A 25162-nucleotide genomic window follows, 5' to 3' on the forward strand; every position below is an offset into this window, starting at 1 on the left:
CTTATTTTTTTAGTTCTAAAGAAGCCGCTTCTTTAGGTGTTTTTGACCAAAGTGTACTGGTGTAAAATGTGATTCGGATTCCTAAAAGAAGAATCAAACCACCAATAATCATGTTAATTGTAATTTTTTCATCTAAAAATAGCCAAGCGAGAATAGCAGTCAAAACGGCTTGACTCAATAAACTTAATGAAACTCGTGTGGCGCGCATGTGCTGCGTTGCGTAACTGATAGACAACCAAGCCATCAACTGGCAAACTACGGCTTGAAGAAATAGGACAAACCAACCCATATTAGAAAAACCTGTAAATGGTTCGTTTACTATAACGCAAGCTATCGCTAAGTATAGGGAAGAAGCCAGTAAGCTAATAGTCATAAACGAGAGTACATCAATTTGTCCAAGTGCTTTTTTACTCACTAATAAATAGATAGAATAGAATATTCCGGATAGTACCGCTAGGATAAAAGCGTGATCGAAATTGAGCTCTAAGAAAAACTGGAATCCTACTAGCATCGCCATTCCAAATAAGGCGACAGCTGTTCCTATCCAGAAGTTAGTTGCGGGTTTAATATTCAAAAAAACATAGGATATAATTCCCACCCAAAGCGGCGATAAATTGGTAAGTAAGGATGCTTGAGTAGCACTTGATTCTTGAATCGCAATATTCCAAACTGCAACATCCGAGGCAAATAATACACCACATAAAACGGCTAATAATAAGTATTTTTTCTCAGGAAGCTTAAATTTTTTAGAGAAAATCATGTACGGTAATAGTACTGCAATGGCAAATGCCATGCGGTAAAATGCCGAAATCAATCCTGGAGTCAATCTGAGTTTTACTAATATAGGAAAAACCGAAATACATAGTATTCCAAAAAAGAGCGCCAATCTAGGTTTTGCATTCGTCATCCTCAATTTTATTCAGCATAAATTATTACTAACGATTTGGTGCTAATGTAACAGTATCATTGTGTCACCGCAAATTCGCAAATTTTAATTCTAAAAAGTAAAATAATTCACGATTTGGCGGTTGCTTAGTATTTTATTCAGCATAAATTACTATTAACGTTTTGATGCTAATTTAACGGTACCATTGGTCACCGCAAATTCGCAAATTTTAATTCTAAATAGTAAATTAATTCGCGAATTGGCGGTTACCTATTATTTTATTCAGCATAAATTATTACTAACGTTTTGATGCTAATTTAACAGCATCATTGGTCACCGCTAACTCGCAAATTTTAATTCTAAATAGCAAGTTAATTCGCGAATTGGCGGTTACCTATTATTTTATTCAGCATAAATTATTACTAACGTTTTGATGCTAATTTAACAGCATCATTGGTCACCGCTAACTCGCAAATTTTAATTCTAAATAGGAAGTTAATTCGCGAATTTGCGGCTACCTATTATTTTATTCAGCATAAATTACTGTTAACGTTTTGATGCTAATTTAACGGTACCATTGGTCACCGCAAATTCGCAAATTTTAATTCTAAATAGGAAGTTAATTCGCGAATTTGCGGTTACCTATTATTTTATTCAGCATAAATTATTACTAACGATTTGGTGATAATTTAACAGTATCATTGATCACCGCTAATACGTAAATTTTAATTCTAAAAAGTAAAATAATTCGCGAATTTGCGGTTGCCTATTTTTAATTTATAGTCTCGCCATTCGAAACACCATCAGAACCTGTACTAAGCGAAGTCGAAGTATCTGGATTTACAAATACTAATTTCCCATCGGCATTCGTGGTCATTAAAATCATTCCTTGACTTTCTACACCACGTAAGTTTCTGGGAGCTAGGTTGACTAAAACAGTTACTCGTTTTCCAATAATATCTTCAGGTTTAAAACTCTCTGCAATTCCCGAAACAATGGTTCGAACATCAATACCTGTGTCTACTTTTAATATCAAAAGCTTGTTTGCTTTTGGCATTTTCTCAGCTTCAAGAATTGTTCCTACTCGAATATCCATCTTGGCGAAATCATCAAATTGAATCGCTTCTTTTTGTGGTTCAATTGTTGCTTGGGCCGAAGCAATCTCTTCTTTATTAGCTGTTTTCGTAGCTTCTAACTTGTCAATTTGTTTCTGAATTTCTTCATCTTCAATTTTGGCAAACAATAACTCCGCTTCTCCTATTTGGTGACCTGCTGGCAATAAATCCGAAGTTTCTGAAATCGTGTTCCAATTTAATGGACTCTCGATTTTTAATATTCGAGATAATTTAGTTGCTGTGAATGGTAGGAACGGCTCGCAAAGTGAACTCAAAGCAGCAGCAATTTGTAATGCTACATACATTTGTGTTTGCACGCGTGCTTCATCCGTTTTTATCATTTTCCAAGGCTCTTCATCAGCCAAGTATTTATTTCCAAGTCGAGCTACATTCATCAATTCCCCTAAAGCTTCTCTAAATCTATATCTTTCAACAGAGCTTGAAATAACTGCAGGATAGGCTTTTAATTCAGTTAAAGTCGCTTCGTCAACTTCTGATAATTCGTTTGGAGCAGGAACAATTCCGTTGTAATATTTGTTAGTTAAAACTACTACACGATTAATGAAATTCCCGTAAATAGCCACTAATTCATTGTTGTTTCTAGCTTGAAAATCTTTCCAAGTAAAATCGTTATCCTTTGTTTCAGGTGCGTTTGATGTCAATGCATAACGCAAAACATCTTGTTGGCCTGGAAATTCTTCTAAATATTCGTGCAACCAAACTGCCCAGTTTTTAGACGTTGATAATTTATTTCCTTCTAAGTTCAGGAACTCATTTGCAGGCACGTTGTCTGGCAAAATATAGCTTCCTTCGGCTTTTAGCATCGCTGGAAAAATCACACAGTGAAAAACAATATTGTCTTTTCCTATAAAGTGAACCAACTTAGTGTCTTGATCTTTCCAGTACGGCTCCCATTCTTTTCCTTCGCGAGCAGCCCATTCTTTAGATGCTGAGATGTACCCAATAGGCGCATCAAACCACACATATAATTTTTTTCCATCGGCACCAGGAACAGGAACGTCAATTCCCCAATCCAGGTCACGTGTTACTGCACGAGGCTCTAGTCCGCCGTCGATCCATGATTTTACTTGACCGTAAACATTGGGTTTCCAGTCGCTTTTATGTCCAACAAGGATCCACTCTTTCAAGAAATCTTCGTAACGATCCAAAGGTAAAAACCAGTGTTTCGTTGATTTCATAATTGGCGTTTCACCTGTAATTGTCGATTTTGGATTAATTAAATCGGTAGCGTTCAAGGTTGATCCACATTTTTCACATTGATCACCATATGCTTCTTCGTTGCCACATTTAGGGCAAGTTCCAGTTACAAAACGGTCAGCCAAAAACTGATCTGCTTTTGCATCATACAATTGTTCGGTTACTTGCTCTATAAAGTCACCTTGTTCGTATAATTTTTTGAAAAAATCTTGGGCAGTATCATGATGAATTTTAGCCGAAGTTCTCGAGTAATTATCAAATGAGATTCCGAAATCAATAAACGATTTACGAATAATACCATCGTATTTATCAATTACTTCTTGCGGACTAATCCCTTCTTTCTTGGCTTTCATAGAAATCGCCACACCGTGCTCGTCGCTTCCGCAAACAAACAAAACGTCTCTACCTTGCAATCGCAGGTAACGAGAATAAATATCAGAAGGAACATAAACACCCGCCAAATGGCCAATGTGAATAGGTCCGTTAGTATAAGGCAAAGCCGCCGTAATCGTATATCTTTTTGGATTCTGTATCATAAAATTATTTTTAGATTCTGAAATTAATTCAGAACGCGGTGCAAAAATAAGGAATAGAATTTTTATTTGAAGCTATTTCCCGCTATACGTTTCAATCTTTTACTTTTTAAAGAAAAAAGTAAAAGGATTTCCACTGCTATCGGGGCTAGGGATTTCGTTTAATAGGTCATTGCGAGGGACGAAGCAATCGCATCTAGTAATTCCATCTAGATTAGTACTCCTGTTAATGGGTTTGCTTCGTTCCTCGAAAAGATAAATGGAGAAAGAATGGTTTTTGTAAGAGAAAAATGCTGTTTGCAGAACTAGAATAAGTCCATAAGTCCATATCTGTTAGGTTTTGTCTTTCTCGACTAATCTTATATTGAAATTGGTGGCTATCTTAAAAAAAGCGGATAAAAGTCTAATTAAATCTATGATGAAAAATTTTATTGCTACTTCTTCAAAAAATACGAATTGCGGATATGCAATAATTGATCTTTTGGTTGCAGTTTGCGTAAATAGTGAATACAAATAAATGCACATTTTATACGTATCTTTACAGCCTATTTCAATCCATCTCCCATGCCTAAAGGACCCGAAAAAAATACCAAAAACAAAGCCTTACACACCAAATTATTAAATCGTAAAAAGGCTAAAGTACAGGAAGAGAAAAAGGAAAAAGCCTTGCGCTTAAAAGCTTTGGTTACGAAAATGAACCAACAAAAGAAGAGCGAGGAATTTTAAAAAAAGCTATGAAACTGTGGCAAATACTATTCGTCGATAAGATTAGCTGTAATTAATTTGTGTTTAAAAATAGGCGCAACTCAATTATTTCCCCGAAATTTGCCATAAACTCCTTAAAAATAAACTTCATGGAATTCGGTAAAATAATTATTTCAGAAACAGCGGCCGCTAGCGAAAACCCACAAGATATTATCAACTCAAATATATCAGTAATCAACTTAATGCGTGAGGAAAAAATCGATGATGATTTGATTCACGAAGATGCGTTAATGAGTTACTACCTTGACTACTATACTTCACAATACACTGAGGGTAATTTTGCACAATTTGTCTACAATTCACGTTGGAATAAAGAACTTAATGAACTAATTGAAGAGGGTTTGCAATTATTAGGCGCCGAAAAACACTTGGCATTATTTAAAGAGCAGTGCAAAAAAGTGAGTTTAATGAGTTCAGTTAAGCGTGATAAGTTTTTTAAAGGGAAACTAGAAGGCGTAAACCCCGTTAGAGACTTGATGAATAGTGATACCTTTTACGAAATCGAAGAAAATTTAGTACACCTAAATGCCGCTTTCTTACAATCGCATCCTGATACCGAGGTACTTTCGGTAGATGAGATGTTTGCTGCTTTGGAAGAGTTCGTGGGTCATGAAATCAAAAGAGCTTAGTTATTGGCTGCGAATCCTTTGCGAAACAATTATTTAATCTATTACGCAGAGATACGCTAAGAAAAAAACACAGAGATACTCAAAGAGGACCTTTATTTTACGACGCTCTGAGAATTCTTTTTGGTTCTCTGCGAGATAACTATTTTTAATTTTTACGCAGAGATACGCTAAGAAAAAAACACAGAGATACTCAAAGAGGATATTGATTTTGCGACGCTCTGAGAATTCTTTTTGGTTCTCTGCGAAACAACTATTTTTAATCTATTACGAGGAGATACGCTAAGAAATACCCACAGAGATGCGCAAAGAGGACCTTTATTTTGTGACGCTCTGCGAAACCTTTGTGGTGCTTTGCGAGACAACTGCTTTCAACCTATTGCGCGGAGATGCGCTAAGAAAAATTAAATAAGTTTTTGATTTTGCGACGCTCTGAGAATCCTTTGTGGTGCTTTGCGAAACAATTATTTGCAATTTTTACGCGGAGATACGCTAAGAAAAATCAAAAAAGTTTTTGTTTTTGCGACGCTTTGCGAATCCTTTGTGGTTCTCTGCGAAACAATTATTTGCAATTTTTACGCGGAGATACGTTAAGAAAATTAAGTCGTTGTGCAAATTGGTTAACCACTTAACTGTATATTTGTACTTCACAAAATATCCAAACAGCTATGAGTCAATTATCAGATGCAACCAGAGAAAAACTAAAAAAGGTAAGTACACCTACAATAGCTAGTTGTCTTTTTAAACGAGGATTGAAAAACCAGTTTATTCAAGATGTAAAACCATTGCAGTTGGGAAAACCAACGATGGTGGGTGAGGCTTTTACTTTACGATATATTCCTGCTCGCGAGGATTTGAATCCGATGGACGTGTTTAGAGATCCCAAACATCCACAACGTGTTGCTATAGAGCAATGCCCTGTAGGAGCTGTTTTGGTTATAGATAGTCGTAAAGACGCTAGAGCTGCCTCAGCTGGTGATATTTTGGTGACCAGACTTATGGTTCGTGGTGGTGCTGGTATTGTAACCGATGGTGGTTTTAGAGATTCGGCAGGAATTGCAAAGCTAGCCATGCCTGCTTACCATCAACGCCCTTCGGCACCAACTAATTTAACTTTAAATCAAGCAATAGATATCAATGTCCCTATTGGTTGCGGCGATGTAGCTGTTTTTCCGGGAGATGTAATCGTAGGAGATGACGATGGTGTAATGGTGATTCCTGCCGCAATTGCTGATGAGGTAGCCGATGAATGTATCAAAATGACACTGTACGAAGATTTTGTTTTAGAACAAGTCAATAAAGGAAAGTCAATCATAGGGTTGTATCCCGCAACCGATGAGCAAAACCTTGTATTATTTGAAGCTTGGAAAAAAGAGCAAGAATAAGTGAGTACTTAATTTTTAAAACACAAAAAAAATCACCCTAAAGCAAACTGTTTTAGGGTGATTTTTTGCGTTGATGAAAGTATTATTTGGTAAACGCTCCGTTTACTAATCTCCATAGATCTAATGGATTATCATTTTGTAATGCCTCAGGAAGTAAAGCTTCTGGATAATCTTGAAAGCAAATAGGTCTCACAAAGCGCTTAATGGCGTTTGTCCCTACGGATGTTGATTGCGATGCAGTTGTAGCAGGAAACGGTCCGCCGTGCACCATTGATGGACAAACTTCGACTCCTGTTGGGTAACCATTAAGGATGATTCGGCCAACTTTTTTCTCAAGTATAGCAAATAAATCGGAGTATTCTTCAAAATCAGCATCGGTGCCAAAAACCGTCGCAGTTAAATGTCCTTTTAGGCTATTAGCAGCAGCTAGGATTTCTGATTTAGAAGTAGCTTCCACCACAATGTTAGAGGGTCCAAAGTTTTCCTCTTCTAAGGCTTTTTCTGATAGGTATTCAACTACAGTTGTTGTAAAGATATGAGCAGTGGCCTGATTGGGCGATGTGCTTTCTTGACCTTGTGCAATAGACTGCAACTTTTGTGTTTGCTTTGTGTCGTTTATTCTATTCAGATAGGCTTTATGTATTCCCTCCGTTAACATGGTTGTAGCCGGAATCGCTGCAATCGCTTTAACTAAATCAGTTGTAAATGCTGTGGCAAACGTCGATTGTGGAATGAAAGTCAGACCAGGTGTGGTACAAAATTGTCCAGCGTTCATTGTAATTGAATTCGCTAAGCCAGTTGCTATAGTTGAAGCTTTTTGTTCTAAAATAGTAGGTAATATAAAAACGGGATTAGTACTTCCCATTTCTGCAAATACAGGAATAGGTTCCGGTCTTGCGTTAGCCAAATCAAACAACGCTTTACCTCCGTTAAATGAACCCGTAAACCCTACGGCTTTGATGTCAGGATGTTGTACCAAAGTAGCGCCTACCTCATTGGTGTTTCCTTGTATCATGGCAAATACACCCTTTGGCATCTTTGTCAGTTCGATTGCTTTTTCAATTGCTGATGCAATTAGTTGTGATGTACCGGGATGTGCAGGATGTGCCTTTACTATTACTGGACAGCCAGCTGCTAAGGCCGATGCTGTATCGCCACCTGCTACCGAAAAAGCTAACGGAAAATTACTAGCGCCAAATACTGCTACAGGCCCTAACGGAATCAACATATGTCTAATGTCTGGTTTTGGTACAGGTAAACGGTCAGCTATTGCGGTGTCTATGCGAGCATCAACCCACGAGCCCTCGCGAACAGTTGTGGCAAATAATTTTAGCTGATTCATTGTTCTTCCTCTTTCGCCTTGTAATCGTGCTAGCGGTAAGGCAGTCTCTTGGTGGCATCTTTCAAGTAAGGCATCACCTAGATTTAATATTTCGTCAGCGATTGTGTCTAAAAAAGTAGCGATTTCAGCAGAATTTTTTTTGCGATATTCATCAAAAGCCTGTGCGGCAGTTTGTACGATGAAGTCAATTTCATTTTTAGTCGTCGTCGTAAATTCACCAATTATTGCGGTGTTAGTAGCTGGATTTATGGCTTGAAATGTAGTTAGGTTAGTCATTGTTTTTCGATTGTAAAGGGTTTACGCTGCCTATTGCTGAAAATAAAACAGTAAAAGAGTACGTTAGATTTATATTTGTTTAAAAAAATAGATATATTTGGCAAACCAAATTGGTTAACCAAATATAGAATTAATAAGTTTACCATCCAACTAATTCAATATTTATAGCTATTTGGGCTGATAATTGCCTTAAAAGTAGTAGTATAAGTGTTGTGTTAACCGATATAAAAGGATAGGATTGGGATGGTTTTTTATTTTGTAAGATAGTATAATTCGATTTTGAGCTAAAATTTAAAGTAGAGCAAATGAATAAGATTAAAAATAGTTGGATGCACACCATCCTTTTTGGGTTGTTGTTATTGATTAGTTTCAACACAGCAGCACAAACACACCCTAGCTTGGTGCTGACCAAGAAAGGCGTTCAGGAAATTAAATCCCATTTAGGAAAAGTGCCACTCTTTGATGCTTCGGTTTTAGAAGTAAAAAAGGAAGTGGAAGCCGAAATGACTTTGGGTATTGATGTTCCCGTTCCAAAGGATTTTTCAGGTGGTTACACGCACGAACGTCATAAAAAGAACTTTTTGATTGCCCAAAAAGCGGCTGTTTTATATCAAATTTTAGGAGATAAAAAGTACGCGATTTATGTCAAAGATATGCTGATGGCGTATGCTAAATTGTATCCTACTTTGCCTTTACATCCGCAAGAGCGGTCTTATGCCAGAGGGAAATTGTTTTGGCAAGCGCTTAACGATTCGAATTGGCTAGTATACATGAGTCAGGCTTATGATTGTGTATATGATTTTATTGGACCTAAAGACCGAGGGATTTTAGAAAAAGATCTTTTCAAGCCTTTTGCTGATTTTATATCTATAGGTTCTCCGCAATTTTTCAATAGAGTACACAATCATAGTACTTGGGGTAATGTAGGAGTAGGTATGATTGCTTTAGTTATGAACGATGCGGAATTGCTAGATCGTGCGTTGAACGGATTGAAGGATGATGGACTTGCCGTAGGATTAAAAGATAATGACGGTGGTTTGATTAAAAAAGAAGGTCAGAAAACAGGTTTTTTAGCTAATGTAGACGAACCTTTTTCGCCTGATGGATACTACAATGAAGGACCCTATTACCAACGATACGCTATGTACCCTTTTATGGTTTTTGCGGAAGCGCTTCAAAACACAAAACCCGACTTAAAAATATTTGATTACAAGAATGGGATTCTTATCAAATCGGTTTACGCATTATTGAATTTGACCAATACAGCAGGAGAGTTTTTCCCTTTAAATGATGGTCAAAAAGGGATGTCCTATTACTCAAGAGAATTAGTTTCGGCGGTAGATATTGCCTATTTATATGGAGGTAGAGATGCTTCGTTACTTTCGATTGCTGAGAAACAAGGGCGAGTGCAACTTGATAATTCAGGAATGGCGGTAGCTCTTGGGATTAAAAATAAATTAGCAAAGCCATTTGTTAAAAAATCAATTGATTTAGCTGATGGTTCCAATGGTGATGAAGGTGGTGTAGCGATTATACGAACTAATAAAAATGACAAAGAACTTACCCTAGTGCTTAAATACGCTGCTCAAGGTTCTAGCCACGGACATTTTGATAAATTGTCTTTCTCGTTTTACAATAATAGTGTTGAGGTTTTACAAGATTATGGATTAGCGCGGTTTGTGAATATTGAACAAAAAGGAGGTGGGAATTATTTGAAAGAAAATGGTAGTTGGGCGAAGCAAACGCTCGCACACAATACGTTGGTGCAGAATGAAAGATCCCATTTTGACGGGGATTTTGAAAAGGGTAGTTTGTATTCCTCTCACAAGTATTTGTATGATGTTACAGATCCTAAAGTACAAGTCATTAGCGCGACCGATGAAAATGCCTATCCAGGAACCAAAATGCACCGAACCATGGCTGTATGGGATGTCGAGGGATTTGAAAATCCATTACTACTCGATATTTTACAAGTAGCTTCAAAAACAGCCAATCAATATGATCTTCCCTTTTATTATTTAGGGCAAATGATGTCCGCTAGTTTTAAATATGAAACGCCGAAAACACTGGAGCCACTAGGCAAAGATTTTGGATATGAGCACCTATGGAAGGAAGGTAGTGGAAAAGCGGGTAGTACAAACATACAGTTCTCTTGGTTGTCAGCGGGTAGTTTTTATACTTTAACAGCTGTAACAGCTGTCGATGATGAAGTGGTACTTGCTCGTTTAGGAGCTAATGACCCTAACTTTAATTTACGTCGAGATGCTGGGATCATCCTTCGAAAGAAAAATAGTCAAGATGCTACTTTTGTGAATGTAATTGAAACGCATGGTAGTTATAGTCCCGTAACTGAAAATGCAATTAATGCCAGCAGTTCCATAAAAAAAATTGCAATTGCCTATGAGGATCAAGAGTATATAGCGGTGTCTATCGTTACTAAAAAGGATAGCGAAAGTCTCTTTATTATGGCAACAAAGGATAGTGCTAAAGATAAAAAACACAGTTTAAATATAAACGGAAAAAATTATTCCTGGACAGGAGCGAAATATAGTATTAATAGTAAATAAATAAATCAATATGGAAAGTTTTGGAGCTAGTGCAGCGTTTTTAATAGGAGATGAAATAGAGTGGCAAGTAGTTGGTGAAGGTGTAAAGCGTAAAATAATGGGTTACGATGACACAATCATGTTAGTTAATGTCGATTTTAAAAAAGGAAGTATCGGACCGATGCATGAACACTATCACGCACAAGTAACCTATGTTGTAAGTGGTGAGTTCGAGGTAACTATTGGGGATGATAAAAAAGTGTTGAAAGGTGGTGATTGCTTTTATATAGCGCCTCACGTACTTCACGGTGCAATCTGCTTGGCTGATGGAGTTTTAATTGACGTTTTTAGCCCAATTCGAGAAGATTTTATGAAAGCCTAAGATTCTCTGTTCTATAAATAGGAATCCTATTCAAGTAGTTCTAGTAAAAGTTGTTGACAACTATCGGCATTACCAAGCATATAGTTGTCAATACTTTTATGTTAAATCGCTCGAATTAGGTAAGTTGAAGGTGTTTTTAGGTGGTTTGTTAAAATAAACTTGCATTTAATTTTTTTAATTAAAATTAGTTTCTATATTTGGTTTTCCAAATTGGTTTACCAAATTGGTATTCATTCAAAAAAGACCTTGGTTTTTGTTATTAATAGTGCTCAAATAAAAATTTTATATGGCTAATACTTTTTGCAAAATTCTACTTTTTACAGCTATCGCAACGGTGGCTACTACCTACGGTCAGGATACTAAGGCCAAGAAAAAGGGAGCGAAAATTGATTTATCACATTGGACAGTGACGACGCCTGCCGTTGATCCAGACAAAGCGGGTAAAACGTTGGATTTAGATTATCCTGAAATTTTAGACTTCGCCTCTAACGAAGCAGTTAAAAAGTACATGTACGAAGATCCTAAAGACAGATCAATTGTTTTTTACGCCTTTCCTTCTGGTACTTCAACAGCCAATAGTCATTTTTCTCGATCTGAATTAAGAGAGACTATGGTAGTAGGTGATAAAAACGCAAATTGGACTTTCGCTCAAGGCGGAACCATGAGAGGTACCTATGCTATTGACAAGGTTTCCAAAGAGCCAGACGGGAAATACAGCCGTATTATAATTGCGCAAATTCACGGTAGGTTGTCAAATGAACAACGTGACTTAATAGGTCAAAAAGATAATAATGCTGCTCCAATATTAAAAATATATTGGGACAACGGGAAAATTAGAGTAAAAACAAAAGTATTGAAAAACCCAAAAGCGAGTCTTGCTGAATTGCTCCCAGCAGAAGCTTGGATTGATGATGAGGGTCGAAATTTTAAGGAAAAAGTAGATTTTAACCGTTTTACATTAGAAGTTAAAGTTTCTGATGGTCGTTTAGAAGTGATCTTAAATGACGGGGAATCATTTGTTTATAATGATATCAATATAAAGAAATGGGGCGTTTTTGAAAATTATTTCAAAGCAGGAAATTATTTTCAGTCAAAAAATCCTGAATCATTTGGGGCGGTAAAGATTTATTCGCTTGAAGTGACTCACTAGCAGAATTGTAGGAATGATAGATCGAATTTTCTTTTAAATTCCGTTATTGTTTTTTTTCGTAATTTTACCAACCAATCTGGTAAACCAGAGTTTTCAATTTTAATGTAAGTAGTATGAAATTAGAAGTAATCGCTAGAAAAGATAATAAGGATTCATTAAATGCAATTATTGCAAAGATTAGGGATTATATCAATTATAAAAATTTAGAACCACAAGATAAATTGCCTTCAGAACGCATGCTATCTGAAAAGTTCGAAGCCAGTAGGAGTAGTGTACGTGAGGCAATTCAAAAATTAGAATTTTACGGAATTTTAAAATCGATTCCTCAAAGCGGAACTTTTGTTGCTGATATTGGTAAAATTGCTATCAACGGAATAATAGATGATATCCTTAGATTAGGATCTTCTGATTTTAAATCGTTGGTGGAAACCAGAATTTTAATTGAGTTAAAAACGGTTCGCTTAGCAGCAACTAGGAGAACAGAAGACGATATTGCACAAATTAAAGCTGCTTTAGATGCCTATTCTGAAAAGGTACATAAAGGTGAAGACGCTGTTCAGGAGGATTTAATATTTCATTTGGCTATAGCCAAAGCCAGCGGAAATAGTACGATTAACAACTTAATGCTACTAATTACGCCTGAAATTTTGACCAATTTTGAAAAATACCATGTTTGTGATAAATCTGAAAATGAAGGATTGAAATTAATTAAGGAGCATACCGAGGTTTTTGATGCAATTGTAGCCCAGAATCCCCAATTAGCAAAACAGAAAATGAAGGAACATTTTAAAGCTTTATACGAGTATTGTTATAATATTTAAATTGATTTACTACTCGAGCTCGGTAGTATTGAACAGGATCTATTTGCCGCAGGATTAAAAAATAACAGACACTTTTTTAAGTTAAATTATAATTTGTACTTCTTCTAAAAAAAGAGGTCTAGGGATGGTGTTGCCTTAACATAACGGCACTAAATCACTAAAATAAAAGCTAAAAACATGAAAATAAATGGATTAAGGTGGTGGGTGGTAACGTTGATTGCGCTGGCGACTATTATAAATTATATAGACCGCCAATCACTAAGTGTGTTGTGGCCAGATATAGCTAAGGAATTGTATCCAGGACATTCGCCTGACGAAACTAAGGAAATTTATGCCTTCATTTCTATCATTTTTGTGTTTTCCTATGCTTTTGGACAAGCTATTTTTGGAAAAATATTTGATTGGGTGGGTACCCGATTTGGTTTTGTACTTTCAATTGGAGTTTGGTCAATTGCGACAGCTTTGCATGCCATTGCACAAGGGGTGTTAAGTTTTGGAATCTTTCGAGCTATACTAGGTGTATCTGAAGCAGGTAACTGGCCTGGAGCAACTAAAGGGAATGCTGAATGGTTTCCTACCAAGGAAAGAGCGCTTGCGCAAGGAATTTTTAATTCAGGTGCTGCCATAGGTGGAATTATTTCGATTCCGCTAATTGCTTTTCTTACCGTCTATTTTAGTTGGAAATCAATTTTTATTATAATTGGTATTACGGGCTTACTTTGGTTAATACCTTGGTGGATATTAGTAAAAGCACCACCTAAAAATCACCCTTGGATTACTGATGAAGAACGCGAGTATATTTTAACAGGCCAAAAAAGTGAAAGTGTTGACGGACTTGAAGAGCAAGAGTATAATCCTAGCACGAAGGAATTATTAAGACACAAAGAAAGCTGGGGAGTAATACTAGCTTCGGCTTTTATTGATCCTGTTTGGTGGTTATTCGTTTTTTGGATTCCAATTTACTTAAATGAAGTATATGGAATGGATGTTAAATCCATCGGTTTGTATGGTTGGGTACCTTATGTTGGAGCTATGTTTGGAGCCTGGTTTGGAGGATTACTAGCCCAAAACCGTCTTAAAAAAGGATGGGATATCAATAAGACCCGTAAAATGGTCATTACATTAGGATGTTTAATCATGTTGCCTGCTTTGTTGGCCATGTTAAATCCAGGAGGACCAACAGAAGCGGTAATTATAATGGCGGTAATCTTATTTGGTTTTCAAACCGTTATAGGTAATGTACAAACGCTGCCAAGTGACTTGTTTTCAGGTAAAACGATTGGAACGCTTTCTGGTTTTTCAGGAATGGCGGCTAAGCTAACTGCAGCGGGACTGACCTATTTAGTACCGTGGTTAACAAGTGGCGGTAATTATACACCTGCTTTTATCATAGGTGCAGCATTAGCAATATTAACCTTAGCAAGTGTGTGGGTTTTTATTCCGAAAGTAATAGCAATTAAAAAGAAAAATAATTAAAAATTAGAGAATATGGGCAATTCAAATGAGAAAGTAGCTATTATAACTGGAGCTACCGGAGGTATCGGTTTTACAGTAGCGAAACGACTAGGTAAGGATGGATATACAGTTATATTAAACGGTATTGAAGATACGGTTGGTGCTGAAAAAGTGGCAGAACTAACTGCTGCTGGTATCAAAGCAGAATACTACGGTTTTGACATGACTAATGATGAAGAGGTCACTGCAAATATCACTGCAATAGGTGAAAAATATGGTAAAATTGATGTTCTTGTTAATAATACAGGAGGAATTGGTGTAAGAGCTCGTTTTGAGGAAATGACTACTGCAGAATATAAGTTTGTTATGGCATTGAATCTTGATTCTGTTTTTTACGCTTCAAGAGCTGCTATTCCTTTTTTGAAAAAAGGAGAGAATGCATCCATCATTAATTATACTTCTAATGCCGCTTGGAATGGTGCTGGACCTGGTGCAGGAATCTATGCTGTTTCTAAAGGTGGTGTTCAGTCTATCACAAGAGCTTTAGCAAAAGATTTAGCTGAGTACGGAATTAGAGTTAATGCGGTATCACCTGGTACAATTGATACACCGTTTCATGCACAAATTAAAGCAACTAAGCCGGAAGTTTTTGCTTCATGGAAAAGTAGCGTTTTATTAGGCAGATTGGGAGAGCCAGAAGAAGTTGCTAATGTGGTTGCTTTCTTAGCAAGTACTGATGCCTCTTTTATAACTGCTGAAACAATCCAAATTGGAGGAGGACAAGCATTAGGTATATAAAAACATTTGCAAGTTAGGTTTTGATTGTTTGTTGATAATCAAATCCTATTGTCTTTTTTTACTAGTTTTCAGGTATATTTACAATTCGTACACTAAGAAGTAGGAGTCGTTTTATGAGCGTAAGAAAAGGTTCTTGCATGTTTAATTTTACAAAGCAATAGTTGAGCCTTCTATCCAATCGGATAGAAGGTTTTTTTATAATTAGGTAAGATGGCTTACCATCGAAAATTTAATAAGATGAAAAAAGTAATCACATTTGGTGAAATTTTGCTCCGTTTGTCAACAGAAAGACATTTGCGATTTTCTCAAGCAGAATCCTTTAAAGCTACTTATGGTGGAGGAGAGTTCAATGTAGCGGTATCCTTAGTCAATTATGGTATGAATGCTGAATATGTTACTAAAATACCTAATAATGAATTAGGAATTAGTGCTTTAAAAGAAATGCGGAAATTAGATGTTGGCTGTGATCATGTACTTTTTGGTGGTGATCGTTTAGGGATCTATTTTTTAGAAACAGGAACTAGTACGCGTGCTAGCAATGTAATCTACGATCGTGAGAACAGTGCGATGGCAACTTTACAAAAAGGAGAGATTAATTGGCATGAAGTTCTAGCGGGTGCAACTTGGTTTCACTGGAGTGGTATCACACCAGCGCTTTCGCAAAATGCAGCCGATGCTTGTTTAGAAGCTATTAAGGTTGCACACGAAATGGGATTGACGATTTCTACTGATTTAAATTACCGAGCAAAGCTTTGGAACTACGGAAAAGAACCGAAAGAGGTAATGCCCGAAATGTTGAAATACAGCCACGTAATTTTAGGGGATATTGATACTGCTTATTTTATGTTAGGATTAGATAAAGTAGATCCAGATTATTCCAAAGGAGAAACGTTGCCTAAGTTATATGATACTATTTTTAAATTATGTCCTGATATGAAGTTCGCCGCAACAACATTAAGATATTCTGTTAGTGCATCGCACCAACGCATAGGTGGCGTTATGTATGATGGTACCACCATTTTTAATGCAGCAGTGCAGGAGGTAACTCCCGTTGTAGATAGAGTAGGTAGTGGTGACGCCTTTATGGGTGGATTAATTTACGGATTAAACGAAGAACCACTTGATAAGCAAAGAGCATTGAATTTTGCTGTAGCAGCTTGTTGCCTGAAACATACCATTTCAGGGGATTATAATTTAGTAACGAAACCAGAAATAGAAAAGTTACTTTCAGGAGATTTCTCAGGAAAAGTATCAAGATAAAAAAGGAATATTATGGCGCAATATACAAGAATACAAGTAGCACAAATAATGAAAGAAACGGGAATTGTTCCTTTGTTTTATCATAAAGATATTGAAGTAAGTAAAAAAGTATTGAAAGCCTGCTACGATGGAGGTGCTCGTTTGTTAGAATTTACTAGTAGGGGAGATTTTGCTTTCGAAATCTTTGCTGCGTTGAACAAGTATGCGATTGCAGAATTGCCTGGGATGATTCTAGGAGTAGGGTCGGTTACTGATGCTGCGGCGGCCTCTTTGTACATGCAATTAGGAGCTAACTTTATTGTAACACCCGTTTTGAGAGAAGATATTGCAATCGCTTGTAATCGTCGTAAAGTGTTATGGTCTCCGGGCTGTGGTTCACTTACCGAGATTGCAAGAGCGGAAGAATTAGGATGCGAAATTGTAAAACTGTTCCCCGGAGATATTTATGGGCCTCAGTTTGTAAATGGTATCAAAGGACCACAACCATGGACTTCTATTATGCCAACAGGTGGCGTGTCTCCAACAGCAGAGAGTTTAAAGTCATGGTTCGATGCTGGAGTTACTTGCGTAGGTTTAGGGTCAAAACTCATCAGTGCTGATGCAGAAGGTAATTTTGATTACTCAAAAATTCAGTCTTTAACGCAAGAATGTATAACCATTATTAAAGGTTTTAGAAGGTCTTAAAGCGTATTTCTTTATTCAAACAACAGTAAGTCTCAAGTAAACGGTAAACGTTTGTTTGGGGCTTTTTTTTGTTGAAATAATATTTCGGCGTCTTAGCCAATTGTAATGCAAGAGATAAGAAACTAGATGCATATCGAGATATGTGATGCTGATAACGTATTACTAGGTACACTAAGGGTGATGGATTCTTTATTATTGACTGTAAACAAAAATCCCTAGTTTTACTTGTCGAGGAAAACAAGTACTACTAGGGATTAAAAAAACCAATTCTAAAAATTATTGTTACTTATAAAATGCTCGATTTAATAGCCAGCATTTTGTGGTATTCTGTTTTTTGTATTTGTAATTATTTCAATATTCGGTATTGGCAATAATAAAAATTTTGGGTCTGATGTATTAGCTTGTAACTGCGCTAGTGTAAAAGGATTATCATATTGCGAATAAAAACTAATCATAGCACTAAAGTGATTATCCATAACGGTTTTTGCCCTTATAGTGGTGAATGTTTTGTCAAAACGTAATAGGTCAAACCATCTTTGATTTTCCATTGCAAATTCCCATCTGCGTTCATTAGCTACGGCTAACTCATAACTAGCAGTTGTGCTAATGTTTGCCAAGGTGAAAGCCGTTAAACCTGCTCTTACATGCACTTGATTTAAGTAGCCTAATGTCGTCGTGTTAGCACTTCCTACTGCCTCACAATACATCAGTAATACATCACTAAATCGCAATACCGGCCAATCTAATTCAGAGTCATTTTGAACTGCGGCAGTACCATTGTGTTTCCCAGACCAATACGTCCATAAGGTTGCAGCTGCTGTAGTAGTTGGTTTGTATAATTTGACATTGTAATTTCTTCTAATATCAGTCGCTCCGTATGAATTGTACAATTCGGCAGTAGGGTTGTTATATCCACCTTCAGTTCCTGCAGGATTGATTAATCCTGTTGGTGAAAACACATTGGTAGCAATAGGTCCAAATAAATTAGCTAAAGAAGAACCGTATCCTAAACCGCCTGATTTAAATCGAATAGCGAATAAAATCTCAGCATTTAGCTCATTTGCTGCACTAAATACATTTGAATATCCTGTTGTTCCTGTTAAAATAGAGTGACCACTGCTAGTGATTACATCTGTTAATAAAGGTAATGCATCTGCTTTTTGGCCTAGTGTTAGATACACCTTAGCTAATAAAGCTTTTGCTGCCCATGAGGTTGCCTTACCTTTATCTGCTGCAGCAGTACCTGCGAAAGTGCTCGATATACAATTTGCCGAAGCATTTTTTAAATCAGCAATGATAAACTTATAAATATCATCAACGCTTGATCTAGGAATATCTAATGCCTCACTGGACAAAATAGGTTTGTCAATTAAAAAGACACCACCATAAAGTCGTACTAAATTAAAGTAGTGGTACGCACGCATAAAAGAAGCTTCACCTGCAATTCTTCTTCTTGTAGCACCGTCAACAGAAGCTGTAAAGCCATCATTATAAGTAATAACTCCCGCTGCAGGGTCATATGAGGTTTTTAGTCCATTTAATAATCCGTTGATGCTACGAACACTTTGGTAGGTTGTTGCCCAATATCTTTCGATGAATAAATCAAACGAAGGAGCTTGAAAAACGTCATTGCTGTAAACTTGTAGGTTTTGAGCATTTGTAGTTCCTACATTGTTCATGAAGGTGTTATCGGATCTAATTTCTGATAGCATCCATTCAAATGCAATCGGAGCTCTTAAACTAGCATACGAGCCATTTAATGCTAAATTGATTTCAGTTTCATCTCTGTAAAAGTTGTCAGCACTTATTTTATCCTGATTTTCAGTTTCGATATAGTCGGTACAACTCGATAGGAATAGGACCGAAAATAAAATTAGTAGGTACTTTTTATTGCTATTATTTTTCATTTTTTCATTTTTTTAGAAATTCGCTTTATAGGTCTTCCTGTATAATTTTAGTGTTTTTTATAATCCTACCTCGATTCCTGCAAGAATGGTTCTTTGCATTGGGAAGGCTCCTCTTTGGTACCCATCAATTAAAGGACTCGTTCTAGAAGTACGGGCTTCGATGTTGATTCCGCGATACGTTTTGTTGTTGATGAACAGTAAATTTTGTCCAGTTACTGAAAATCTAAAACTAGATAGTCCTATCGTTTTTAGTACGTCTTTACTAAGATTAACGCCTAACGAAATTTCTCTTAAGGCTAAATAAGAGGCATCTTCAATCGCATTATCAGTAAACAACCAGTTGAATCCATTGGTGGTGTAAGGTGTTTGCCCGTCGCCAGGATTGCTTGGACTAACCCATCTGTTATCCATTTAGTTCAATACTCTTTCTTTAGTTTCATTATAGTTTACATCACCATTGATTAGTTTACCACCTTGTGATCCTTGGAACGTAAAACTTAAATCGACATTTTTATAAGTTAAATTGTTAGAGATTCCCCATGTATAGTCAGGAAATGGGTTTCCAAGTACTTCTCTGTCTTTAGTATCGATAACTGTATCGTTATTAATATCTACTATTTTCAAACCACCTTCCTTTAGTCCATTAGTTAGGGTAGTAGTTAAACCTGAAGCGGCTATATCAGCGATGCTGTTCCAAACACCATTAGTTCTATATCCAAAATAGCTAATTAAAGGTTGACCCACAATAGCATAATTATTCAAACCGTTTCTTCCATCGATAGTTGGAGAAACTAGTTGGTCTAAACCACCTAAATCAGTAATTTTATTTTTAACATGTGAAATATTGAAATCAGTTCTCCATGTAAAGTTTTTAGTTTTAATGTTTACTGTAGATAATTCTACCTCGATACCTTTATTATTTAAACTTCCAGCATTTACAATAATGGAATTAGATCCTGTAATTAATAAATTAGCTTTTTCTAAAAGTAACTTATCTGTGTCTGAATTATATACATCTACACTTAAGTTGATTCTATTTTTTAGCATCGCTAAATCAAGACCAATATTCGTTTGAAAAGTTCTCTCCCATGAAATGTCTCTGTTAAAGTTTATTAAGCTCGTATTAGCTAAACCACTTTGTACCGTTCCAGTTCCTGCTCCGCTTAAGTAATTGTTACTATCAAAAGTATTTTGGTAAAGGAAAGGTGCAATATTATTGTTTCCTGTCGCTCCATAACTAACTCTAAATGCAAGTCTATTAATTGCTTCTACGTCAGCCAAGAAAGCCTCTTTTGAAACTACCCATCCTATCGATGCTGCTGGAAATCCTCCCCATTTTTTACCCTCGTCAAATAAAGAACTACCATCTGTTCTATAACTTGCCATGAATAAATATTTGTCTTTGTATGAGTAGTTAACTCTTCCTAAAAAGGATAATAAGCCCACAGTAATATCAGATTGTACTGGTTGCAATATAACTGTTGCAAAGGTTAAGTTTTTAGTAAAGTCACTCGGAAATGTAGTTCCCGCAGTAACTAATGATTTAGTGCGAGTTGACTGCATCGTGAAACCTGCCAAACCAGTAAAGTCATGATTCCCTACTGTCTTCTTGTAATTTAAAGTGTTTTCAGTTAAGAAATCAAAATAATTGTTGTTAGTGTAAGTAGCATAGTTAGGATTTCCAAATCGTGTAGCATTTGATGCTCCTGATTGTAATCTTTTACCATCTCTATAATAAATGTTTTGTGCTGTTTTAAAATCCAAGCCTGTTGCTATTTTATAGTTTAAAGCCACACTTCCTTGAAAACGGAATTCATTATTGTTATCGTCTTGTAATAACAAAGCACGCATTGGGTTGGTGTTACTAGTAGTAAATGGGATTGCTCCATTTGCTGTATATGGTAATCCATCAGGTCCAATTCCTGAATAGTTCAAACTAGCGAAATCATCATCCTCTGCAAAGTCACCTACTTTTATATTTCTGCTTGGTTGCTGTGCGTTGATAAAAGCAGCAGTTGCTGCAGTATGGTAAACAGGAATAAAACTTGGAAATCTAGCAAAATCGATAAATCCTGTTGCTGGTTTACTAGTTTTAGTATTAGATGGGTTTAAATTTATATTCAAAGATAGTTTGTCCGAAAGTTCGGCATCGTATTTAACTCTGAAGTTTAATTTTTTGTATTGACTTTTTAGCATCAAACCTTGATCATTTTGGTAACCTGTAGATACATAAAATTTACTTTTTTTGCTTCCACCTGACACATTAAATTGAACGTCTTGATAATCAGCTGAGCGTAATGCTTCATTTTGATAATCAGTTCCTTGTCCACCTAATAAGTCATTTTCAATAAAGTATTGTGCCTGCCATTTGGTAGCTGATGGGAAAGCATTACCATATGCTGAAGTCCATAATGGATCAGCTAAACGCAAGTCGCGCTCTCTATACAATCTTTCAACATAGGTTTTAGATGATTCAATATCATAAAGTTTATAGGCACTCTTAACACCAATTGTGTTTCTGAAGTTAAATTTGGTTTTACCGTCTTTACCACTTTTAGTAGTGATTAAAATAACACCATTTGCTCCTCTTGATCCATAGATTGCAGCCGAAGCAGCATCTTTAAGTACCTCTACCGATGCAACATCAGCATTGTTTAATGCCGAGAATCCATCAGGCATTGGTTGGCCATCAACTACAATTAAAGGTCCAGTACCAGAACCAATAGAGCTTACACCTCTAATGTTTACTTGCGTATCAGATCCCGCCTCAGATGAAATGTTTTGTACACGTACACCAGCAATTTTTCCTTGAATGGCTTGGTCTAATCGTGAAACAGGTGCGTTTTCAATTTTTTCACTTTTTAATTTAGAAACTGATCCTGTTACGCTAGAACGTTTTTGAGTTCCGTATCCTACAACGATGATCTCATTTAATTGATTGTTTGACTCCATCAAGGTAACATTTACAGTGGTGTTCTTTCCTACTGTAACAGACTTTGATTCAAATCCAATGAAAGATATTTTCAAAATAGATTTAGCGCTATTTGCTACAACGGTGTACTTTCCGTCCATATCAGTTACGGCATTATTACCATCAACGGATACTGTTGCGTTGGGTATAGCTAGACCGCTATTGTCAATTACCTTTCCTGATATTTTGATTTTATCAGTTTGTGCATTGATAATAGTCGAAAAAACTAGGAGAAACATTAAAATCGTTTTTTTCATAATTTAGTCCTTTTGTTAGTTATTTTGTGGTTTTAAAAAGTCAATTTAGTTGTAACACGATAACGATTTCGTTTTCTGAGAAAAAGTATAGGCATTTAGAGGTAAAAACTAAATAACCAAACTGGTTAACCAATCAACTTAACAAACATAATTTTTTTTGATGAAATATAAATGCTTATCCGTGTAAAAAATAAAATAACAGCAATAAAAAACACATTATGTTATTATTCGGCTTTTTTATTAAATTATATTTATCATATTAAACTTTTCATTACTGTTTTTTCATGATTTGTGGTCGTTTTTTTTAACAAAATCTTTTTTTTAAACGGTTTTTTGTAGTAAAATAGCGTTAAAATAGCCTGTTTTTCCGAAAAAAAAAGTTAAAAGTAGACATCTGGTTAACCAGTTTGTAAAAATCTAATTTGAAAATGAGTTGAAGTAAGCACCAAACCATTCAATAGGAGATTCTACTAAATTATAGAAAACAATTTTCCAAATTGAAGTTTACGAAATGAAAACAAGTATGAAATTTCATAATTGACTATTAACGTCCACTTCCAATTGCTCACCTGGTTGGAGCACAAGCATTTTTTTACGCTTTTTGTTGGTGATAGTTAGCGGTAAAGCGTTCACATTTATAGACTGGATCACAACTTTAGCGCCCTTTTTTTGAATCATCACATCTCCATCAACTGGAAAATAAATTTCAAGCTCTTTTAATTTTAGGTTTTTGACGGAGAAAAAAAGCGTACTATCTCCTTTGGTTAAAGAGGTGTACGAACTGCCTTCAACAGCCCAAATAGAGTTGTTTATCCTCCATTCTTTTAAACCAGGTTGTGCTTTATCCTCATCTATTCGTTCATCAAATTTTTTGAACGGAACTAAAGCAGTTATAAAACTGTAGTTGTTAGTTGCTTTTTTCGAGACAACAGACCATTGTTTTCCATTTTTACCCGAGCTAGCAACAGAGTCCGTTGCAACGAGTTGGTAAATATCTAAACCAGAACCATAATTAAAACTAGAGCGTAGTAGTTGGGGAGCTTTTTCAAAACTGTAATGGCCTTGCCAAACTTGTTTGTAGGTATGCTTGCTATTTGATGTAAAATTATCTTTTACAATCCAAAAATCGTGGTTTAGGTAAATGATTTGTCTAGAGTACGTAACACCGTTTTTTTCAAACCCATTGTGACTGCCAATAAATAAATCCAATTGTTCATTTGTTTTCCAAATGATTGTTTTTGGTTGCGGTAAAACTTTAAATTTCCCAAAACCGCTTCCTCCTTGATTGCCTTCATATTCTTGTCCTTGAAGGGTATTGTCTACCAAAGCTACGTTTTTAACTAAGGAATTTTTGAACAATTCATAGTCTTTAAGGGAGTAACGAACCTGATAATTAGGAAGAATAATATTGCCATTGGCCATCGCTTGTATTCCTAACATATCTCCATGCTGATGATCAGGTTTGTAAGGATCCAAGCCGTTAGATATTGCCATTACTGCATCATCTTTTTCCCAACCTTCTCTCATTATATAGTAGCCTGTTTCTGGAAATGCAACCGACTTAAATTCAGGTTTATTTGTTTTTATTAGATCGAGCATCTTCAACTGATCACCGTTTAGATACCAAAACATATCGGCTGCTACTGTATTATTGGCAAAATAACCCATTTGTGAATCGTCAAATAGTAAATAACCTAAAGTCAAGGCGCCTGAAATATCGTTTTTCTCAGCCCAAACCTCATTAGTGTCATCTGAGAAAACAGGAGCGGACTTATCCGGATACGCAATTTTTGTAAGGGTTTCAAAAAGAGCTTTTAATTTGTTTTCCCAAAAGGCTGGAATCGGTATATTACTATTTTTAGCAAGTTGGTATACGTAGTAATAATTGTCTATATCGCTGATATGATAATGAACCGAACGCTCAAATTGAAAGCCATCTTTGTTGATTTCTTTTGCGAGATGTTGCTCTAATAATGACATGGAACGCGCTTTCCATTGATCAGCATCTTTAAAGTCAGAGAAGAGAATAGAAAGCATGGCAAGAGCAGACATCCCTCTGGTTTGATGATTACCAGGAACAAATTCAGCATTGGTTTCATACAAATTAGAAGCATGCTGCAAAAGGGTAGCAATCGTTACTAATTGATCTTCATCAGTATAATTAGATTCTCCTAAAAACAGGTTGTGAATTTGCAACCAATTCAAAACCCGATAACCCGATCTAAAGGCTTCATAAACGCCATTTCCATCTTCAATGGTTTCATATTTGTTGGCTACTAATGCCGAATTTAAAGAGCGTACTTGATCTTTAAAGTAGTTAAGGTATTCGTCTTTTTTACCATCATAGTAATAGTTGAAAGCAACATCTACCATTTTATGTTGTCGCGCTAGGTGCCTCATTGCATAAGCATTTACCGGCGCACCGTTCAAGTAATTAAACGGAAGTTTCCAAGGAGCTGCTGCTGCAAATTTTGACATATGATCTTTAGCGCCTTCAATATGTCCTTGTTTTGCATCAGGATAAAGCTGCTTATAGATTTGAAAGCGAGCATCTTTAGTTTTATAATCGTAAAAATATCTTTCAGAAAATTTTTGTCGAAAATACTGCGCAAGTTGCTTAGTTGATATCGATTTACCACTACCTAATTCCTGGATTACAGCTGGTTTTAGATAGTGTACTAAAGCTTCATTTGCAAGAATAGTTTGGTCAGGTATATTTTGAGAGAATGTTGAAACCGAAAAGAAACAATAAAACGTTAGGACAATTATATGTAAATGCTTCATT

Annotated in this window: 18 protein-coding genes; 11 read left to right on the top strand and 7 right to left on the bottom strand. The window is 36.1% G+C overall.

Annotated elements, in window-relative coordinates; all coding sequences use genetic code 11:
• Position 1: 1 nt before the first annotated feature.
• Positions 2–907 carry a DMT family transporter gene (locus tag ACZ2G0_RS04195; RefSeq protein ID WP_470309139.1) on the bottom strand — a complete coding sequence of 302 codons (906 nt, stop codon included), beginning with the start codon at positions 905–907 and terminating at the stop codon, positions 2–4.
• A 751-nt stretch (positions 908–1658) separates the two neighbouring features.
• On the bottom strand, positions 1659–3755 hold the full coding sequence (metG, locus tag ACZ2G0_RS04200) for a methionine--tRNA ligase (RefSeq protein WP_470309140.1): 2097 nt from the start codon (positions 3753–3755) through the stop codon (positions 1659–1661).
• A gap of 561 nt (positions 3756–4316) precedes the next feature.
• Here metG and ACZ2G0_RS04205 point away from each other — a divergent pair.
• The 3 genes from ACZ2G0_RS04205 (at position 4317) to ACZ2G0_RS04215 (ending at position 6528) form a co-directional block, all read left to right on the top strand.
• Complete coding sequence (locus ACZ2G0_RS04205) at positions 4317–4478, top strand: hypothetical protein (RefSeq protein ID WP_300283741.1); 162 nt, start codon at positions 4317–4319, stop codon at positions 4476–4478.
• Between the two features lie 128 nt (positions 4479–4606).
• Complete coding sequence (locus ACZ2G0_RS04210; protein ID WP_300283739.1) at positions 4607–5146, top strand: DMP19 family protein; 540 nt, start codon at positions 4607–4609, stop codon at positions 5144–5146.
• A 665-nt stretch (positions 5147–5811) separates the two neighbouring features.
• On the top strand, positions 5812–6528 hold the full coding sequence (locus ACZ2G0_RS04215) for a ribonuclease activity regulator RraA (protein WP_470309141.1): 717 nt from the start codon (positions 5812–5814) through the stop codon (positions 6526–6528).
• An 82-nt stretch (positions 6529–6610) separates the two neighbouring features.
• Here the strand turns inward: ACZ2G0_RS04215 and ACZ2G0_RS04220 are convergent, their stop codons facing one another.
• The gene (locus ACZ2G0_RS04220) at positions 6611–8146 is read right to left on the bottom strand and encodes an aldehyde dehydrogenase (NADP(+)) (RefSeq protein ID WP_470309142.1); all 1536 of its coding nucleotides are present in this window, start codon (positions 8144–8146) and stop codon (positions 6611–6613) included.
• Between the two features lie 305 nt (positions 8147–8451).
• Here ACZ2G0_RS04220 and ACZ2G0_RS04225 point away from each other — a divergent pair, with 305 nt between their 5' ends.
• The 8 genes from ACZ2G0_RS04225 (at position 8452) to ACZ2G0_RS04260 (ending at position 17242) form a co-directional block, all read left to right on the top strand.
• On the top strand, positions 8452–10713 hold the full coding sequence (locus tag ACZ2G0_RS04225) for a heparinase II/III domain-containing protein (protein WP_470309143.1): 2262 nt from the start codon (positions 8452–8454) through the stop codon (positions 10711–10713).
• A gap of 10 nt (positions 10714–10723) precedes the next feature.
• The gene (locus ACZ2G0_RS04230) at positions 10724–11074 is read left to right on the top strand and encodes a cupin domain-containing protein (protein ID WP_470309144.1); all 351 of its coding nucleotides are present in this window, start codon (positions 10724–10726) and stop codon (positions 11072–11074) included.
• 286 nt (positions 11075–11360) lie between these two features.
• The gene (locus ACZ2G0_RS04235) at positions 11361–12224 is read left to right on the top strand and encodes a polysaccharide lyase family 7 protein (RefSeq protein WP_470309145.1); all 864 of its coding nucleotides are present in this window, start codon (positions 11361–11363) and stop codon (positions 12222–12224) included.
• Between the two features lie 113 nt (positions 12225–12337).
• Complete coding sequence (locus ACZ2G0_RS04240) at positions 12338–13045, top strand: FadR/GntR family transcriptional regulator (RefSeq protein ID WP_470309146.1); 708 nt, start codon at positions 12338–12340, stop codon at positions 13043–13045.
• A 177-nt stretch (positions 13046–13222) separates the two neighbouring features.
• On the top strand, positions 13223–14521 hold the full coding sequence (locus tag ACZ2G0_RS04245) for an MFS transporter (RefSeq protein WP_470309147.1): 1299 nt from the start codon (positions 13223–13225) through the stop codon (positions 14519–14521).
• Between the two features lie 12 nt (positions 14522–14533).
• Complete coding sequence (locus ACZ2G0_RS04250; protein ID WP_470309148.1) at positions 14534–15298, top strand: SDR family NAD(P)-dependent oxidoreductase; 765 nt, start codon at positions 14534–14536, stop codon at positions 15296–15298.
• Between the two features lie 237 nt (positions 15299–15535).
• Positions 15536–16558, top strand: coding sequence for a PfkB family carbohydrate kinase (locus ACZ2G0_RS04255; protein ID WP_470309149.1), 1023 nt, complete (start codon positions 15536–15538; stop codon positions 16556–16558).
• A 12-nt stretch (positions 16559–16570) separates the two neighbouring features.
• On the top strand, positions 16571–17242 hold the full coding sequence (locus tag ACZ2G0_RS04260) for a bifunctional 4-hydroxy-2-oxoglutarate aldolase/2-dehydro-3-deoxy-phosphogluconate aldolase (protein WP_470309150.1): 672 nt from the start codon (positions 16571–16573) through the stop codon (positions 17240–17242).
• Between the two features lie 302 nt (positions 17243–17544).
• Here the strand turns inward: ACZ2G0_RS04260 and ACZ2G0_RS04265 are convergent, their stop codons facing one another.
• The 4 genes from ACZ2G0_RS04265 to ACZ2G0_RS04280 all read right to left on the bottom strand — a co-directional run bounded on the left by ACZ2G0_RS04265 (position 17545) and on the right by ACZ2G0_RS04280 (position 25161).
• Positions 17545–19149, bottom strand: coding sequence for a RagB/SusD family nutrient uptake outer membrane protein (locus ACZ2G0_RS04265; RefSeq protein ID WP_470309151.1), 1605 nt, complete (start codon positions 19147–19149; stop codon positions 17545–17547).
• 57 nt (positions 19150–19206) lie between these two features.
• The gene (locus ACZ2G0_RS04270; RefSeq protein ID WP_470309152.1) at positions 19207–19560 is read right to left on the bottom strand and encodes a hypothetical protein; all 354 of its coding nucleotides are present in this window, start codon (positions 19558–19560) and stop codon (positions 19207–19209) included.
• Positions 19561–22377: a SusC/RagA family TonB-linked outer membrane protein gene (locus ACZ2G0_RS04275; RefSeq protein WP_470309153.1), complete on the bottom strand. Its 2817-nt coding sequence runs from the start codon at positions 22375–22377 to the stop codon at positions 19561–19563. It lies immediately after the preceding gene.
• Positions 22378–22908: 531 nt separating this feature from the next.
• A complete protein-coding gene (locus ACZ2G0_RS04280) occupies positions 22909–25161 on the bottom strand; it encodes a heparinase II/III family protein (protein ID WP_470309154.1) in 2253 nt (750 codons plus the stop codon).
• Between the last annotated feature and the right edge of the window lies 1 nt (position 25162).

The organism is Flavobacterium sp. KKT103, from assembly GCF_055640565.1.

What these genes read in the sequence shown, in the direction of transcription:
- ACZ2G0_RS04195 (WP_470309139.1), bottom strand. Translation starts at nt 907, where the DNA reads ATGACGAATGCAAAACCTAGATTGGCGCTCTTTTTTGGAATACTATGT.
- metG (WP_470309140.1), bottom strand. Translation starts at nt 3,755, where the DNA reads ATGATACAGAATCCAAAAAGATATACGATTACGGCGGCTTTGCCTTAT.
- ACZ2G0_RS04205 (WP_300283741.1), top strand. Translation starts at nt 4,317, where the DNA reads ATGCCTAAAGGACCCGAAAAAAATACCAAAAACAAAGCCTTACACACC.
- ACZ2G0_RS04210 (WP_300283739.1), top strand. Translation starts at nt 4,607, where the DNA reads ATGGAATTCGGTAAAATAATTATTTCAGAAACAGCGGCCGCTAGCGAA.
- ACZ2G0_RS04215 (WP_470309141.1), top strand. Translation starts at nt 5,812, where the DNA reads ATGAGTCAATTATCAGATGCAACCAGAGAAAAACTAAAAAAGGTAAGT.
- ACZ2G0_RS04220 (WP_470309142.1), bottom strand. Translation starts at nt 8,146, where the DNA reads ATGACTAACCTAACTACATTTCAAGCCATAAATCCAGCTACTAACACC.
- ACZ2G0_RS04225 (WP_470309143.1), top strand. Translation starts at nt 8,452, where the DNA reads ATGAATAAGATTAAAAATAGTTGGATGCACACCATCCTTTTTGGGTTG.
- ACZ2G0_RS04230 (WP_470309144.1), top strand. Translation starts at nt 10,724, where the DNA reads ATGGAAAGTTTTGGAGCTAGTGCAGCGTTTTTAATAGGAGATGAAATA.
- ACZ2G0_RS04235 (WP_470309145.1), top strand. Translation starts at nt 11,361, where the DNA reads ATGGCTAATACTTTTTGCAAAATTCTACTTTTTACAGCTATCGCAACG.
- ACZ2G0_RS04240 (WP_470309146.1), top strand. Translation starts at nt 12,338, where the DNA reads ATGAAATTAGAAGTAATCGCTAGAAAAGATAATAAGGATTCATTAAAT.
- ACZ2G0_RS04245 (WP_470309147.1), top strand. Translation starts at nt 13,223, where the DNA reads ATGAAAATAAATGGATTAAGGTGGTGGGTGGTAACGTTGATTGCGCTG.
- ACZ2G0_RS04250 (WP_470309148.1), top strand. Translation starts at nt 14,534, where the DNA reads ATGGGCAATTCAAATGAGAAAGTAGCTATTATAACTGGAGCTACCGGA.
- ACZ2G0_RS04255 (WP_470309149.1), top strand. Translation starts at nt 15,536, where the DNA reads ATGAAAAAAGTAATCACATTTGGTGAAATTTTGCTCCGTTTGTCAACA.
- ACZ2G0_RS04260 (WP_470309150.1), top strand. Translation starts at nt 16,571, where the DNA reads ATGGCGCAATATACAAGAATACAAGTAGCACAAATAATGAAAGAAACG.
- ACZ2G0_RS04265 (WP_470309151.1), bottom strand. Translation starts at nt 19,149, where the DNA reads ATGAAAAATAATAGCAATAAAAAGTACCTACTAATTTTATTTTCGGTC.
- ACZ2G0_RS04270 (WP_470309152.1), bottom strand. Translation starts at nt 19,560, where the DNA reads ATGGATAACAGATGGGTTAGTCCAAGCAATCCTGGCGACGGGCAAACA.
- ACZ2G0_RS04275 (WP_470309153.1), bottom strand. Translation starts at nt 22,377, where the DNA reads ATGAAAAAAACGATTTTAATGTTTCTCCTAGTTTTTTCGACTATTATC.
- ACZ2G0_RS04280 (WP_470309154.1), bottom strand. Translation starts at nt 25,161, where the DNA reads ATGAAGCATTTACATATAATTGTCCTAACGTTTTATTGTTTCTTTTCG.